At 48.8% G+C, this 13,364-nt stretch carries 11 protein-coding genes; 7 read left to right on the top strand and 4 right to left on the bottom strand.

Translation table 11 applies throughout. The annotated features are described in order from the left end of the window. The first annotated feature begins 150 nt into the window (after nt 1–150). The 5 genes from SIB83_RS08050 (at nt 151) to SIB83_RS08030 (ending at nt 6,696) form a co-directional block, all read left to right on the top strand. Nucleotides 151–1,416, top strand: a complete 1,266-nt coding sequence (locus SIB83_RS08050; protein ID WP_413745505.1) for an extracellular solute-binding protein — start codon at nt 151–153, stop codon at nt 1,414–1,416. After that, nucleotides 1,416–2,801: a mechanosensitive ion channel family protein gene (locus SIB83_RS08045; RefSeq protein ID WP_413745504.1), complete on the top strand. Its 1,386-nt coding sequence runs from the start codon at nt 1,416–1,418 to the stop codon at nt 2,799–2,801. Before SIB83_RS08050 ends, SIB83_RS08045 begins: the two co-directional genes overlap by 1 nt. Nucleotides 2,802–2,847: 46 nt before the next feature. Then, nucleotides 2,848–3,900: a mechanosensitive ion channel family protein gene (locus SIB83_RS08040; protein ID WP_413745503.1), complete on the top strand. Its 1,053-nt coding sequence runs from the start codon at nt 2,848–2,850 to the stop codon at nt 3,898–3,900. A gap of 196 nt (nt 3,901–4,096) precedes the next feature. Then, the gene (locus SIB83_RS08035; protein WP_413745502.1) at nt 4,097–5,338 is read left to right on the top strand and encodes an extracellular solute-binding protein; all 1,242 of its coding nucleotides are present in this window, start codon (nt 4,097–4,099) and stop codon (nt 5,336–5,338) included. A gap of 5 nt (nt 5,339–5,343) precedes the next feature. Further along, nucleotides 5,344–6,696, top strand: coding sequence for a mechanosensitive ion channel family protein (locus SIB83_RS08030; protein WP_413745501.1), 1,353 nt, complete (start codon nt 5,344–5,346; stop codon nt 6,694–6,696). Here SIB83_RS08030 and SIB83_RS08025 read toward each other — a convergent pair. The 3 genes from SIB83_RS08025 to SIB83_RS08015 are packed head-to-tail and all read right to left on the bottom strand — an operon-like array spanning nt 6,589 to nt 9,150. Then, the gene (locus SIB83_RS08025; protein ID WP_413745500.1) at nt 6,589–7,377 is read right to left on the bottom strand and encodes an ABC transporter permease; all 789 of its coding nucleotides are present in this window, start codon (nt 7,375–7,377) and stop codon (nt 6,589–6,591) included. The genes SIB83_RS08030 and SIB83_RS08025 overlap by 108 nt on opposite strands. 1 nt (nt 7,378) lies before the next feature. Then, the gene (locus tag SIB83_RS08020; RefSeq protein ID WP_413745499.1) at nt 7,379–8,176 is read right to left on the bottom strand and encodes an ABC transporter permease; all 798 of its coding nucleotides are present in this window, start codon (nt 8,174–8,176) and stop codon (nt 7,379–7,381) included. Beyond that, on the bottom strand, nt 8,176–9,150 hold the full coding sequence (locus SIB83_RS08015) for an ATP-binding cassette domain-containing protein (protein ID WP_413747333.1): 975 nt from the start codon (nt 9,148–9,150) through the stop codon (nt 8,176–8,178). Before SIB83_RS08015 ends, SIB83_RS08020 begins: the two co-directional genes overlap by 1 nt. A gap of 264 nt (nt 9,151–9,414) precedes the next feature. Here SIB83_RS08015 and SIB83_RS08010 point away from each other — a divergent pair, with 264 nt between their 5' ends. Both SIB83_RS08010 and SIB83_RS08005 read left to right on the top strand, forming a co-directional pair. Then, complete coding sequence (locus tag SIB83_RS08010; protein ID WP_413404861.1) at nt 9,415–10,341, top strand: phosphate/phosphite/phosphonate ABC transporter substrate-binding protein; 927 nt, start codon at nt 9,415–9,417, stop codon at nt 10,339–10,341. After that, a complete protein-coding gene (locus tag SIB83_RS08005; protein ID WP_413745498.1) occupies nt 10,338–12,716 on the top strand; it encodes a putative bifunctional diguanylate cyclase/phosphodiesterase in 2,379 nt (792 codons plus the stop codon). Before SIB83_RS08010 ends, SIB83_RS08005 begins: the two co-directional genes overlap by 4 nt. 144 nt (nt 12,717–12,860) lie before the next feature. On the opposite strand, the gene SIB83_RS08000 is transcribed toward SIB83_RS08005, so the two are convergent. Then, a complete protein-coding gene (locus SIB83_RS08000; RefSeq protein ID WP_413745497.1) occupies nt 12,861–13,001 on the bottom strand; it encodes a hypothetical protein in 141 nt (46 codons plus the stop codon). Nucleotides 13,002–13,364 lie beyond the last annotated feature (363 nt).

Here is a 13,364-nt window from a genome sequence, read left to right as displayed (position 1 = left end):
AACACCTGACACCAGCTCAATGAACAAACCCACGCAAGGCCTTAGCGTGGTTGTGTTGAGCAGCACACCTATCCACGATCGATGAGACTTGGCGGGCTCAAGCAATGCCCCTCCACTTAATCAATCACCGAACACTGAGATGAACGGCTGATGACCCCTCCTCTCTCGGGACAACCTGTGTGTCGGCAGCTGCTGTTCATAGGACTTTTCTGCGCAACTGGGCTGCTGAGCTCCTGCGGCGGCGGAGGACGAACCCCGATACGACTACTTCGGGTCGCAAGCGTTCTGCCGACCAACGAAAGTGTGACTCCTGTTAACAGTGGCAGGAGCCGTGAGCGTCTTCGCAGCTTTCAAAACAACTTACGGGATGTGGTTCCAGGACTGCGCATTCAACCCTCTCTTTATTCGGAAGCTGCCGTCGAATCTGAACTGGAACGACAGACCATCAGCGGACTTGGACCGGATCTGGTCACGGGCGATGCCCGTGTAATCCAGGAACTATCCCAAGCGAAGCTGCTCGATCCGGTACCCGTCACGCCAGAGCAACGCAACGCCATCGCACCAGGCTTGCTGCAGCGAGTCATCAACTCCCGTGGCGAGGTCACAGGTCTTCCGGTCTCCCAGTCCATCCAACTCGCCTGTTTCGACAAACGCAAACTCAAGGAGCCGCCATCATCGCTGGCACTCATGTCGAAACAAAGCAGTGCTGGTCAGGTGTTTGGCATCACCCAGAATTTTGAAGACCTCTACTGGAGCATGAGCGGATTCAAGGCCGGCAGTGCATTGGTGAGCTCCCTGCGCGGCAAGCAACCCACTGAACAACAAACCCAGCGATTGGTCAGCTGGCTGAGCTGGCTCCGAGACGCCAGCTATCAGCAGAACGTGATGTTCCTTAGGGATCAAGCCACACTTCGCAAGCAGCTGATCAGTGGCCAACTCCACTGGATCAGCTGCTGGACCTCGCAGTTGCCAGAACTGAGGGAAGCCATGAAAGGCAATCTTGGAATTACCTCTTTGCCCGCTGGACCCGCAGCCTCGGCCTCACCCATCAGCAAACTTCAGGTGTGGGGTCTGGGCCGCAATTCCAGTCCGCGCCAGCGTCAAACCGCTGAAGAGCTAATGCAATTCATCGTTCAACCATGGGCCCAGAAGACCTGGGCTCTGCGTTATCGAACCAATTACCCAGTGAATCCTGCAGCTGCAACGATCATCAACCGCCAAATTCCTGGAATCGAAAACCTCTACTTATTCAAAGCCAAAGAGGAAATCCAAATTGGCGACGAAATTGTCGCTGCCATAGATGCAAATCCAAAACTCGCCAAAACCATCCAGAACATCCTCAATGAAGTGATCTTCCAGGCGATAACTCCTGCCAGGGCCTCTGAAAAAATTCAAGCGATCATGAGCCCATCCTGATGACTTCCTCAGCCTTCTCCGATCTCCTGATCACAGTGGCTCCAGGAGAAATTCTGGTCGAAATGGTCAGCTGGGTTGCGTTTGTACAGCGCTGGCCAGTCCTCATCCAACTGCTCCTGGTGCTCGTTGTTCTCCTGATCGCGCGCACACGCAGCATCCTGCTGAACCGCAATCAACGTTTCCAGCGCATGCTCAACCGAGCAGGGCTGCATCAGCGCTTTCCCGATTCCATCCGCGTGCTGGTTGGCCCCGGCGTTGTTCTGCTGATGGCCGGAGTCTTCGCATTACTGCGGGTTCCTTTTGGATTACTGCGTTATTTCGGACTGCTCTGGCTGGGATGGAATCTGTTCACTCCCTTGAAAATGTTGGTGGAGAAAACCAATCCCCGCTTCCCCATCGCAGAGGTGGAGACCAGCCTTTTCAAACCGATTTACGTGTTTTCGGCAACTTTGTCGATGCTGAGCCTTCTGGGCAGCCGGGAAAACCTCTCAAGAATTGGCGTGGCCAACCTCTTTGGAGTGGAAATAACACTCGGCAAGGTTTACACCGCCATCGTTGCGATCTACCTGATCGTGACGATCGCCTCCAGACCTGCAGCACTGATGGCCTGGCTGAGCGGTGCGATTTTCGGTGTCCAGAAACGCAATCAGCGCGGCCTTGAGCTGCTGTTCCGGTACAGCGTGATCGGCATCGGCATTATCGGCGTTGCTTACTACATCGGCATCAACGGCAATGCATTCGTAGCCATCGCCGGTGGTCTGTCTGTGGGTATTGGCTTCGGAACGAAGGAAATCATCTCCAACTTCATCAGCAGCATCTGGCTGTTATTTGAAGGATCAGTGCGGCCGGGAGAGATCCTGATGATCAACGGTGACCCCTGCACGGTTCGGAAATTAAGTCTTCGTGCCACTTACCTTAGGCGGGGTCGTGATGGCGCCGAGCTGCTGATACCCAATCAGAGCTTCTTCACCCAGGAGGCAACTTCTTACACAGCCAATGAAACCTCAAGACGCGACAGCGTGATCGTTGGCGTTGCCTATCAGCATGATCCTGACAAAATCATCGACATTCTGCTTGAGCTCGCAGCTGATCATCCCAAGGTGAAAAAATACCCACCTTCTGCGGCATTCGTCACCGAATTTGCCGAGTCATCGATCAACTACAAGATGTTGTTCTGGGTGGCAGACCCTCTCGATGCTTTCAATGTGGCAAGTGATCTTCGTCGCGCGATCTGGAAGCGCTTCGAGAAAGACAACATCACCATTCCCTTCCCTCAGCGCCAGATCTACCCGATGGAGTGGCCGCCCAACACACAGAAAAGCCTCAGGCCCCAGCTGCAAGCTGAGCAGGTGATTGATCAAGATGCTGCCGAGAGCATGAGCTAGGTTCTCTTCTGCGACGCACGAGTCTCATGCCTGAGCCTCAGCTCCCATGAGCTATCACCTTCAATTCCTTCAAACCAATACAGGGTTGCTGGTGGGCACACTGGCGCTTATTGGCGCATGGCTACTGCTTCAGTTCCTGGGACGCCATGGCCGCAACATGGGCAGTCGCCTTGCCGCGACAGTGCGGAGGCCCGTGCTGTTTGGGCTGGGAATTTCATTCTATGCCAGCTGGATCATCCATCAGCTGAACGAGAGGCTTGAGCTGGGATTTCTGGCTCAGCCTGAGGTGAATAAGATCTCCAAAACTCTGGTAATCGCCAGCATCACCTGGGCTGTATTGAACATCGGCCAGACCGTACTGAAGTCTGCATCGATGAGGCGATGGATCCAGATCGAGGATCAACAGGATGAATCCATGCTGATCAATGTGATGAGCAGGCTGTTCACCATTGCCGTGCTGATGATTGCCACTGCAACACTAATGGTGACCTTCGGTGTTCCATCGGGAGCCATCGCCACCATGCTCGGCGGCGCAGGCATCGGTATCTCATTCGCAACCCAACAGATCAGCCAGAACTTTCTCTCGGGCTTCATGCTGTTCTTCAATCGCCCATTCAGAGAAGGTGATTGGATCAACGCCGACAGCCTCGAAGGAACTGTTGAATCCATCGGCTGGTATTACACCCGAATTCGCACCTTCGACCGCAGGCCGCTTTATATCCCGAATTCCGTATTCGCGACGAACCCGATTGAAAACCCAGGAGAGATGTATAACCGCAGAATTCGTGCCAATATCAGCCTGCGCTATGAAGATTTAGGCAAAATTGACGGCATCACTAAAGAAGTTCGCACGCATCTTCAGCAGCATCCAGACATCGACCAAAGCCAGACTATCCTGGTCAACTTCAACGAATGGGATTCATCATCGATCAACATGATGGTTTACTGCTTCACAAAAACAACTGTATGGAAAGACTGGCTTGATATTCAACAATCCATTTTTCTTGAAATCGCAGGAATTGTTCAACGCAGTGGCGCTGATTTTGCCTTTGACTGCATGACGCTTTATCAGTCACCAGACAAAGATGCAAAAGCCTGAATCCGGCGACTAACCGGCTGAAGGAGCAAAAGATTTAAGAATCCAGACTGGAAATGCATAAAGAAACCTCTGCCGCATTGGGCAAAACCTATCAAGCTGAGCAGATCATTCCTTGCCAAAGCACAACTCTCATAAAAGACTTGGATGAAATGCAGAAAGAACAGGGCTAAAATAATGGAGTTTGATGGACCAATCCATGCCTTCGGCTCGCCGGCTAAAGATACTTGGCAGGGCTGCCGCAGGTTTACTGACGATCTCACTTTTTGGCTGCAGCAGCATAAAAGCACCAAAAACACTATTCATTACGTACGGAGCACCCAAAAATTCATTTAAAAAATCTCAGACTCGTGTGGAGGGTCTCCTCGACAAATACGCCATAGCATTTGAACGCTCAAATCCTGAAACGCGTATTGTTTATATCACCTATCCATCAAGTGAGATTTTTGACCAAATTTCAAAAGACAGTGATCTGAACCTTGGACCAGACATAATAGTCGTGGGTAATTTCGACCCTTTTGAATACATGAGTCGCAATCTCACAGTGACGCTTCCAGACACAAAGTATTTTCAAGCCATTTATGGCACTCGATATGAATGGGCCAAAAATGCAGATGGAGAATATATTTTTGCTCCATGGATAAGAGATCCTCAGGTGGCCTGTTATAACAACACAAGAATAAAAAAACCACCTAGCACCATTCAAGAGCTCGAAGAACTCAGCGCCAGCGGTTACAAAATCGGACTGTCATCCGACCCATTTGAATTAATATGGACGGCTGGAGCCAATAATGCATTTGAAGAGCTCAACGCTGTTGGCAAGCAAATGAAAACTGATCAATCCTATCCAGCTATTAAAAAATGGCTGGAATGGTTGCGCAAAGCTGCTTTGTATCAAAATATCCTTTTCTTTGAGAACATAGAATCACTACGGGAACATCTGCAAAGCAACAAATTGGATTGGATCTCGTGCCGTGGCAGTCAACTTGAGGAACTTAAAAATAAAATGGGAAAGACTCTCAGCGTCGCCCCATTACCGAACGGACCTGAATCAAAAGCGGCTCCTATTGTACCAACTTATGGATTCGCATTAGGCAAGAATTCTAGTCAATCACAAAGAGAATTAGCCTTAAAATATATCAAAACACTCGTTAATACTATAGCCCAAAGAAAATTAGAGTTCGATGACGAAGAAGGATTTGTAGCTGTTAATCAAAATGTGTCAATCCCACCCGAAAGCTCTAAGACAATAAATGCTTTAATTACCGCTGGTAAGCAAACCGATTCTTACGATAAAGAGTGGGCCGGAGTAATTAGCTTATTAGTTCAACCAACGCGGAACCGATACGAACAATTGAGTACCACATTCATAGAATTCACGAGTGGCTATCTCAGCCTCAATGAAGTCTTCAAAACAATAACCAATGCAAAGAACAACTGATCACCATGAGAGCTTTACAACTTGAGATTGCAGGCTGGCTTGGATACCTAGACCGATGGGCTGTGAGCTGGCAATTCACTTTTATTCTTTGCATTGTAATTGCAACTGTTTGCATACGTAGCAATACTCATTTCTCTAACAGCAAACAATCATTTGCCATTCTTTTCGGTCCAGTAGCCCTTCTAGGACCAGGACTGTTGCTTGGGCTTATAAACATTCCATCTAGAATCATCTTTCAAGTTGGCCTTTTCTGGGCGCTTATAAGCTTCGTTAACTGGCTTGAATCAAGACTAAAAATCCATAACCCCAAAAATCAAGCAGCGTCCTGGCTTGGCTTAATTGTAAGACCAGCAATATTGATGGGGGCCATTATTTATTTTGTTGATCGACTCAGCAGCCTTTCAACTGTTGGCTTAATCACCATTGGGAGTTTCTTGAATACAGATTTAGTCATTGAAGGTGTTTTCCTTTTTGCCGTCGGTCTATACCTGATCTTAGTCACCAGCCGAGTACTCGCTGCACTAGCAGTATATTTGATGCAATTTATTCTTAAGACGAGTGATCGGAACCGTAAAATACTTGAGCCGCTTTTTCAATATCTAATTGTTGCAGTTGGATTCATATCGCTCGCATTGTCTGCGGGCGTACGAGGCAATACTTTCCTGGTCATCTCCGGTTCCATCGGCGTGGGCTTGGGGCTTGGCCTCAAAGATACAATTGCCAACCTCTTCACAGGAATCTGGCTGCTTCTCGAAGGCCTTATCAAGCCGGGCGAAATTCTCATGGTTGAAAAAGAACCTTGTCGAGTTAAAAGTATGGGCCTTAGAGCAACCGTTTTAAGAAGAAATCGTGATGAAGCTGAGCTGTTGATTCCCAATCAAATCTTGTTCGCAACTCAGGCAGAATCATTCACGGCAGGAGAGAATTACAGAAGAGAGTCAGTTGTGGTTGGTGCTGCTTATCACCACGACCCCCAGCAAGTCATTGCATTACTGGAACAGGTTGCGCAGTCTCACAAACGCGTCTTGACCAAGCCGGCTGCTAAGGCGTTTGCAATTGATTTTGCCGACTCATCCATCACCTACAAGTTGAAATTCTCTGTACGTAACCCCCTCGAAGCCTTAGACGTAGGCAGCGAACTTCGTCAGCGGATCTGGAGCGCTTTTGAGGAAAACGACATCACCATTCCCTTCCCTCAGCGCCAGGTGTATCCAATGCAGTGGCCACCCAAGGATGAGAACGATTTCCAGTTAACTGGAAGCCGAGGTGTAATGCCGCAGCGCGAACAACCAGAAGCCACGGGCCGCCGCGAAAAATCCAGCGGCCAGGATGAGTCCCAACGCCAACAACGGCAGTGATGCTCTGCCCAACAACACTTCAGCAGGCACTGTGGTAAGAAACGCAACGGGAATCACCAAGGTGAACAGCAACCGCAAGGAGGCGGGATAGGCCTCAAGCGGGTAGCGCCCCGATGCCAGCACTGCCCTCAACACTTCCGTGGCATTCCAGGTCTTCACAAACCAGATGCTGGTGGCAGCAATCAGAAACCACAACGAATAAAGGATCAGCGCTGCAACCATCAGCATCAGCACCACCGTCAAAAGCACCGCCGGGGTCAATACGACACCGGATTGATGCCCTCCCCAGGCGGCCAGACCAAGGCCCAGAACAACTTCAGACAGACCTGCTGGAGCAAACGTGCGCAGTGACACCCAGAACTGACTGTCGATCGGCTTGAGCAGCACGAAATCAAGCGTGCCTTCACGCACATAGGTGACGATCGCACCCAGGTTGGGCCGTAGCCAGGCAGTCGTCATGCCATCAAACACCGTGTAGAAACCCTGCACGATCAGAGCCTGGTTCCAGGTCCATCCCCCCAGCTCCCGACCAGGGCCGAAGAACAGAGACAACAACAAGAGGCTGCCGCCCAGGCTGAGAGCCACCGCCAGCAGCTCCACCACCACATTCAGCTGATACTCCAGCTGGGTGGCCAGAGCGGTGCCCCAGAAACGGCGCAAGGTTCGCCAGTAGCTCCCCATCTCAGGCCCCCATGGCGCTGTAGCGCCGCACACCGGCTCGCCAGAGCACGAGCACCAACGGCAGCAGCAACGCCACCCAGGCCAGCTGTGCGGCGAAACCTGCTGCCAGATTCACGGGATCACCGGACAGGACCCGGGCCGGAAAATCAATCAGATAGGGGAAGGGAGTCCAGCGCACCCACTCCTGCACAGCGGGCGGAAAGGCCGTCAACGGAGCCAGCAATCCAGAGAGGAACAGGAAAGGCAGAAACAGCAACCGCTCCAGCGCGGTGGCCTTCTCGCTCCAGAAACACAATGAAGCAATCAGGCTCTGCAGCAGAAAGGTGATGGCAAAGGCCATCCAGGTGGCGAGCCAGGCCAGCAGAAAGCCACCCAGGGATGGAATCCAGAAGGCCTGCGGCTGAATCAGAAAGAAAATCCCAGCGATCCCTGCCGCAAAAGGCAGCCGCGTGAGCTGCTCACCCAGATGCGAGGCCACGTAGCGCCAGAGGGGATGCAACGGTTGCAGCAGATAGGGCGACAGCCTGCCCAGTAGGGCATCTTCCTCGAAGGCGTAGACCATCCAGACCACCGAAAACTGGCGCACCAGAAAGGCGCTGAGGAAGTAGCGATCGAGAGCCACCCCGTCCAGACCTAACTGCGAGCGGGCATCACTGCCGCTCCAGAGGCTGAGCATGATGAACGGAAGCACTCCCGACAAGGCCCAGAGCGCGATCTCAGCGCGGTACTCGAGCATGTGCGCGTACTGACTGCCCAGCAGAGCGCGCACGATTCGACGATTGAGCCCGAAGATGCGCATCAGAGGCTTCCCTGGCGAAACAACTCGCCGATCAGCTGATCGATGGGTGGATCATTCACCTCCAGATCACGCACCTCAAAACGCTCGAGGATCTGTGCCAGCACCCTGGTGAGTGAGGCCGGATCCACCCGCAGGTTGACCTCACAGTTCTCAAGGCTGTCGAGATGACCCAGCCCGGCGAAGGCTTCGGCAGGAGCTGGCTGTTCCAGTTCGAGGCGCACGTGGCGCTCCGGCGCCAGACGACTGGCGAGGCGATCAAGGGGGCCGTCGTGGAACAACTGCCCCTGATGAATCAGCAGCACCCTGGGGCAGAGGGCTGTGATATCAGCCATGTAGTGACTGGTCAGCAAAACAGTGGCACCGGTGCGGCGGTTGTACTCGGCCAGAAACTGACGCACCCGCAACTGGGCATTGACATCCAGCCCCAGGGTCGGTTCATCCAGGAACAGCACCTCCGGCTCGTGCAGCAAGGCAGCCAGCAGCTCAGCCTTCATGCGCTGACCCAGCGACAATTTGCGCACCGGACGGGTGAGTTCTTCACCCAGTTCAAGCAGATCCGACAGCTCTGCGATTCGCCTGCTGGCAACGCGGTCCGGTATGCCGTAAACCGCTGCATTGACGCGCAGCGAATCCATGGGCGGAAGGTCCCAGATGAGCTGCTGCTTCTGCCCCATCACCAGGGTGATGCGCCGCAGGAAATCAGGATGGCGACGCTGTGGTTGATGACCAGCCACCAGCACCTGACCGGAACTGGGATAGATGAGACCACACAGCATTTTGAGCGTGGTGGTCTTGCCGGCTCCATTGGCACCGAGAAAGCCCACCATCTCACCGGGAGCAATCGCGAAGGAGACATCCCGTACCGCGGACACCTCACGCTGCTTACGGCGCAGAAAGTGCCGCATGGTGCCAGCAAGGCCAGGCTGTTTATCAGCAACGCGGTAGGTCTTGCTGAGCCTTTCAACCGTGATCAACTTAGGCGCCAGCACAAAAGTCCAAGACTCATATCAGAATAAGAAATCTAACCAAGGCAACATCCAAGCGAAATCTGAAACAAACGACTACCCAATAGTGCTCATTGACATCCCCACGGAATTGCTGTGCCTGAAAAGCAAATCAAGGAAGCGGATGTTTGCAAAAACCCATGGCACTGGCAGGCTTGAAAAAAATTACAAGTCATGCATTAGACTAAGACCTAAAAAAAAATACTAAAACATTGAACCAATCAATCGTCTGATATGTTGAACACAGGAGAAAATTCACTCAAAAAGGTGATGAAAGAGAAAATCATTCTTTCCTTGATTACTTTAACAGTTGGCTGCGGCCAGCAGATTACGACACAACAAGAAACTAAAATCAACCCTAAGAAGAATCAAAGCACTGCCATAGCAAACTGCGCAGGGAGCAAGTCAGCAGAAGCAAAACAACGCACGGTATCAATCGTGCCTCAATTCTCTGCTTCGAGAATCCATAGCGATTACTGGCCTCTCCTTACAGAAATCGGGAAGCGAGCAAATATCTGCTTCAAACTCGATCAACAACAATCAATACCGTTGTTTGAAAAAGCTTTAAAAGAAGGATCAATAGACTATGCCTTCATGAATCCATATCATCAAGTAATGGTCAACAACATCTATCAGCCTATTATAAGAGATAAGAAACGCTTGCTGACGGGAATAATTGTCACGAACAAGCAAAGCGACATCTCCTCGCTAGAGCAACTTAACGGAAAAACATTATTACTTCCAGCGCCGAACGCGTTTGCGGCGTCACTACTTACTCGCGCGTATCTTGACAAAAAAAATATTTATTTTAAGCCAAAATACGTTAAAACGCATCAAAATGTTTATCGTGGAGTAGCAAGGGACTCGGAATTAATGGGTGGAGGCGTAAACAATACCTTCAATCGTGAGAACAACGAACTACGCTCAAATCTTGATATTTTATTCGAAACACAAGGATACCCAGCGCATCCCTTTTCAGCACGCAAAAAACTTCCGCTTAAAGAAATTGAAAATGTTCAAACCATATGGCTTGACATAGCAAAGGAGCCTGAAATGAGCAGTCTTTTCGACCAAGTTCAGATTAAAATCCCAATTAAAGCAAGCTATTCCAAGGATTATGCGCAACTCAAAGATCTTGGGTTAGAAAAATTTGTGCAATGATTGAAAATCCAAAAAACAAAGTTAACTTTAAAAGGGTTCTTCGAATAGTTCGTCATAGCAGCATTCCACTTGCGGTTGTTGCTTCCTGTGGCCTCATCACTTTATTCGGCGCAGACCGGTGGATCCTTCGCAACCTAGAAGAACAAAGAGACCTTAATTTTAGACAAGTAGTGAGCAGAATTTCACTGCAATTAAGTGAAAATGTCCTACTTTCAAGCTACAACAATATTGACACTCTTCTCTTGAGAATTCTTGACGAAGACCTTCACATAACTTGCCTGGCAGTTGCAGGCAATAATGGCAAATTTCTATCAATAGCGAGCCGAGAAAAGCCAGGCTCTAAAGCCTCAATCAAGTATGGTTTGCCACCAGAAAACTGCAGAGACAATTCGGACAACAGATCAATACAAACTGTTTCTAATGGCAATTTTTACGCGAGCAGTAAAATCAAAAACAACAATTTAATCTTAGGAAGCATTTCAGGACATGCTGTTAATGATGAGAATGATCTAGCACTAATTCGATCCATTGAACTTATCCTTTTTGGGGCCTTTGGAGTTGCTTTTCTACCAGCCTTTGGAGTTCTCAGTTGGTCCAGCAACCGCCAGCTTGAACTAGAACAAGAAAAGACAGGACGTGTTTCTGCATTAATCGGTCAGCTGAAAGAAGCACAGGGTCGTACACGCGCAGCGTTCGAAGGAACCAATGACGGCTGGCTTGAATGGAATGTACAAACAGATGAATGCATTCCGTCACAAAAATTTCGACAGCTGGTAGGTTTTCACGCGAACCCTAAAAAAACGAAAAAACGAACCTTTAAGCTTGAGAAAGTTTGGAAACGCTGGGTCATCAAAGAGGACCAAGAGAAATTAAAATTATTTCTAGATAATTTCAAGCAAGTAAATTACAATACTAAATCAATTAAAGTTTCGGGAATTGAGTTGCGCATTATTCCGATTGACTCCAAAAAAATACTCACTCTAAAAATTGAAGCTGTAGTCACAGAATCAATTGATAATCAGAGTTCAGTAGTAGCAATTGTCGCCAACAACGTCACACATGACAAAGAACAACAAGAACGAATTAATCATCTAGCCTTTTATGACACGCTGACTGGACTACGCAATAGGTTCTCCTTTTCAGAAGAGCTCAAAAATGCTGAGAATGGTTTAAACAGAAATGAGTACAGACTTGCTATTTTTGCGATTGATGTAGACAATTTTAAATTTCTAAATGATTCTCACGGACACGCTTCAGGAGATCAATTCTTAATTCAAGCTGCCAATCGAATTCAATCCTGTACTCGCCAAAACGACTTTGTTGCACGCCTTGGAGGAGATGAGTTTGTAATCATTTACAGACTCCCATTTAGAAGCAACAGCGAAACCGAGGCTTTGGCAAAAAAAATAGCAGGAAAACTTCTAATCGAATTATCCAAGGGATACAATCTAAAGAATTGCACCACTCATAACACCTGCAGCATTGGAATTTGCATTGACAGCATCGACTTAAAATCAACGGCAACACTTTTAGACAAGGCAGATATAGCACTCTACAAAGCCAAAGAAATAGGTCGTAATTGCTTTTTTATTTATCAAAAGGGAATGGCATCCGAAGTAATCTCTAAAGCAACCACTGCAGAAGACCTGAAAAGATCAATTAAAGCAGGCGAAAGCTCTGTCTACCTGCAGCCAATTGTCAGGCTAGAGAACTCTCAAAAATTTAAAAGTAATATTCAAAAAATCGTTGGATACGAGGCACTTTTTCGATGCAAAAACCTAAATAAAAGCGTGCAATACTTGATATCTTGTGCAGAAGAAGCAGGAATGATCAACTTGATCACAGAATCAATACTAGATGGCATAGAGGCGGAATTCAAAAAACACAGTTACAACAAAAATACCTATATATCAATCAACATAAGTCCTGTTCAATTCTTAGAATTTGACTTCCCCAAAAAACTTTTGCATCAACTTCGTGAAAGACAAATTGATGCACAAAGAATCTATATTGAAATCACAGAAACAGCCGTCCTGGATAATACAGCAGGTGCTTTAGAACGCATGAATTTACTGCAGATGGAAGGAATTCATTTTTCTCTTGATGATTTTGGAACTGGATATGCATCCATTGAGTTACTGAGGAAACTGCCGTTCACATCAATCAAAATTGACCGATCTTACATCCAAAATGTTCATCAAGACTCAGGAATCAAGCTGGTTAAATCCATCATAAGCATGGCCAAAGCTTTCAACATGACACTCATCGGCGAAGGCGTGGAAACTATTGAACAAAAAAATACTCTTAACGCTCTTGGATGTGAATATGCACAGGGTTTTCTATTTGATCAAAATGGCAATAACCGCAAAACCTGATAATCACAAGTTTTTAGATCGACAGTTCATCAATACTGGTTCATATTCAAATGAATCGTAGATTTTCGCCTAACCAGAACTGCTTGTGCCTGGTTCACAACCAAGTTGGACTTGCATTCGGCTACCACCTCGAGCGGCCCCTTATCAGAAAAGTTGGTCAGAATGAACCTTAATCTCCTTCTCGGACTGGAACATGGCCTTCTCCAAACGTGCCTTCAAGGCATCGAAGACCACCAAACCATCAATTGGAGGTAGCACCCAAAGCTCACTGCTGGCGTTGGCCAAGGATATAGTCACCGATGCTGCATTCGCCTAAGACGATGTCATCAATTGAACCATTTTAGCTTTGGTGAGCACCATGATCTCGGCCTTCCCCTGCTTCAGCACCTGCACCAAATTGCCACGGTTACTCAAAACACGAACAAGAGCGATCTGGGACGGTTACAGGCCAGCGACCGTCCGCGGATTACGCACCAAATGGATTCCAGCGATCAACTCCGCCGACATGATTCAAGAATGCCATCGAGGGCTGCTTGATCACGAACAGGCCAAACCTAGTGTGCCTGAAACGTCGTCCCAAGCTCAACTGCGAGGCTCCGCCAAGCTCAGCCAAAACTCCTCAGCAAAATGCGAGATAAGCGTTTTTAC

This window comes from Synechococcus sp. MIT S9507, assembly GCF_047304715.1.
Classification (GTDB): domain Bacteria; phylum Cyanobacteriota; class Cyanobacteriia; order PCC-6307; family Cyanobiaceae; genus Synechococcus_C.
Note: the sequence above shows the minus strand (reverse complement) of the source record. Positions and strands in the feature narration are given on the sequence as shown.

Coding starts and splice junctions, on each gene's coding strand:
- SIB83_RS08050 (WP_413745505.1), top strand. CDS start 151: ATGACCCCTCCTCTCTCGGGACAACCTGTGTGTCGGCAGCTGCTGTTC.
- SIB83_RS08045 (WP_413745504.1), top strand. CDS start 1,416: ATGACTTCCTCAGCCTTCTCCGATCTCCTGATCACAGTGGCTCCAGGA.
- SIB83_RS08040 (WP_413745503.1), top strand. CDS start 2,848: ATGAGCTATCACCTTCAATTCCTTCAAACCAATACAGGGTTGCTGGTG.
- SIB83_RS08035 (WP_413745502.1), top strand. CDS start 4,097: ATGCCTTCGGCTCGCCGGCTAAAGATACTTGGCAGGGCTGCCGCAGGT.
- SIB83_RS08030 (WP_413745501.1), top strand. CDS start 5,344: ATGAGAGCTTTACAACTTGAGATTGCAGGCTGGCTTGGATACCTAGAC.
- SIB83_RS08025 (WP_413745500.1), bottom strand. CDS start 7,377: ATGGGGAGCTACTGGCGAACCTTGCGCCGTTTCTGGGGCACCGCTCTG.
- SIB83_RS08020 (WP_413745499.1), bottom strand. CDS start 8,176: ATGCGCATCTTCGGGCTCAATCGTCGAATCGTGCGCGCTCTGCTGGGC.
- SIB83_RS08010 (WP_413404861.1), top strand. CDS start 9,415: ATGTTGAACACAGGAGAAAATTCACTCAAAAAGGTGATGAAAGAGAAA.
- SIB83_RS08005 (WP_413745498.1), top strand. CDS start 10,338: ATGATTGAAAATCCAAAAAACAAAGTTAACTTTAAAAGGGTTCTTCGA.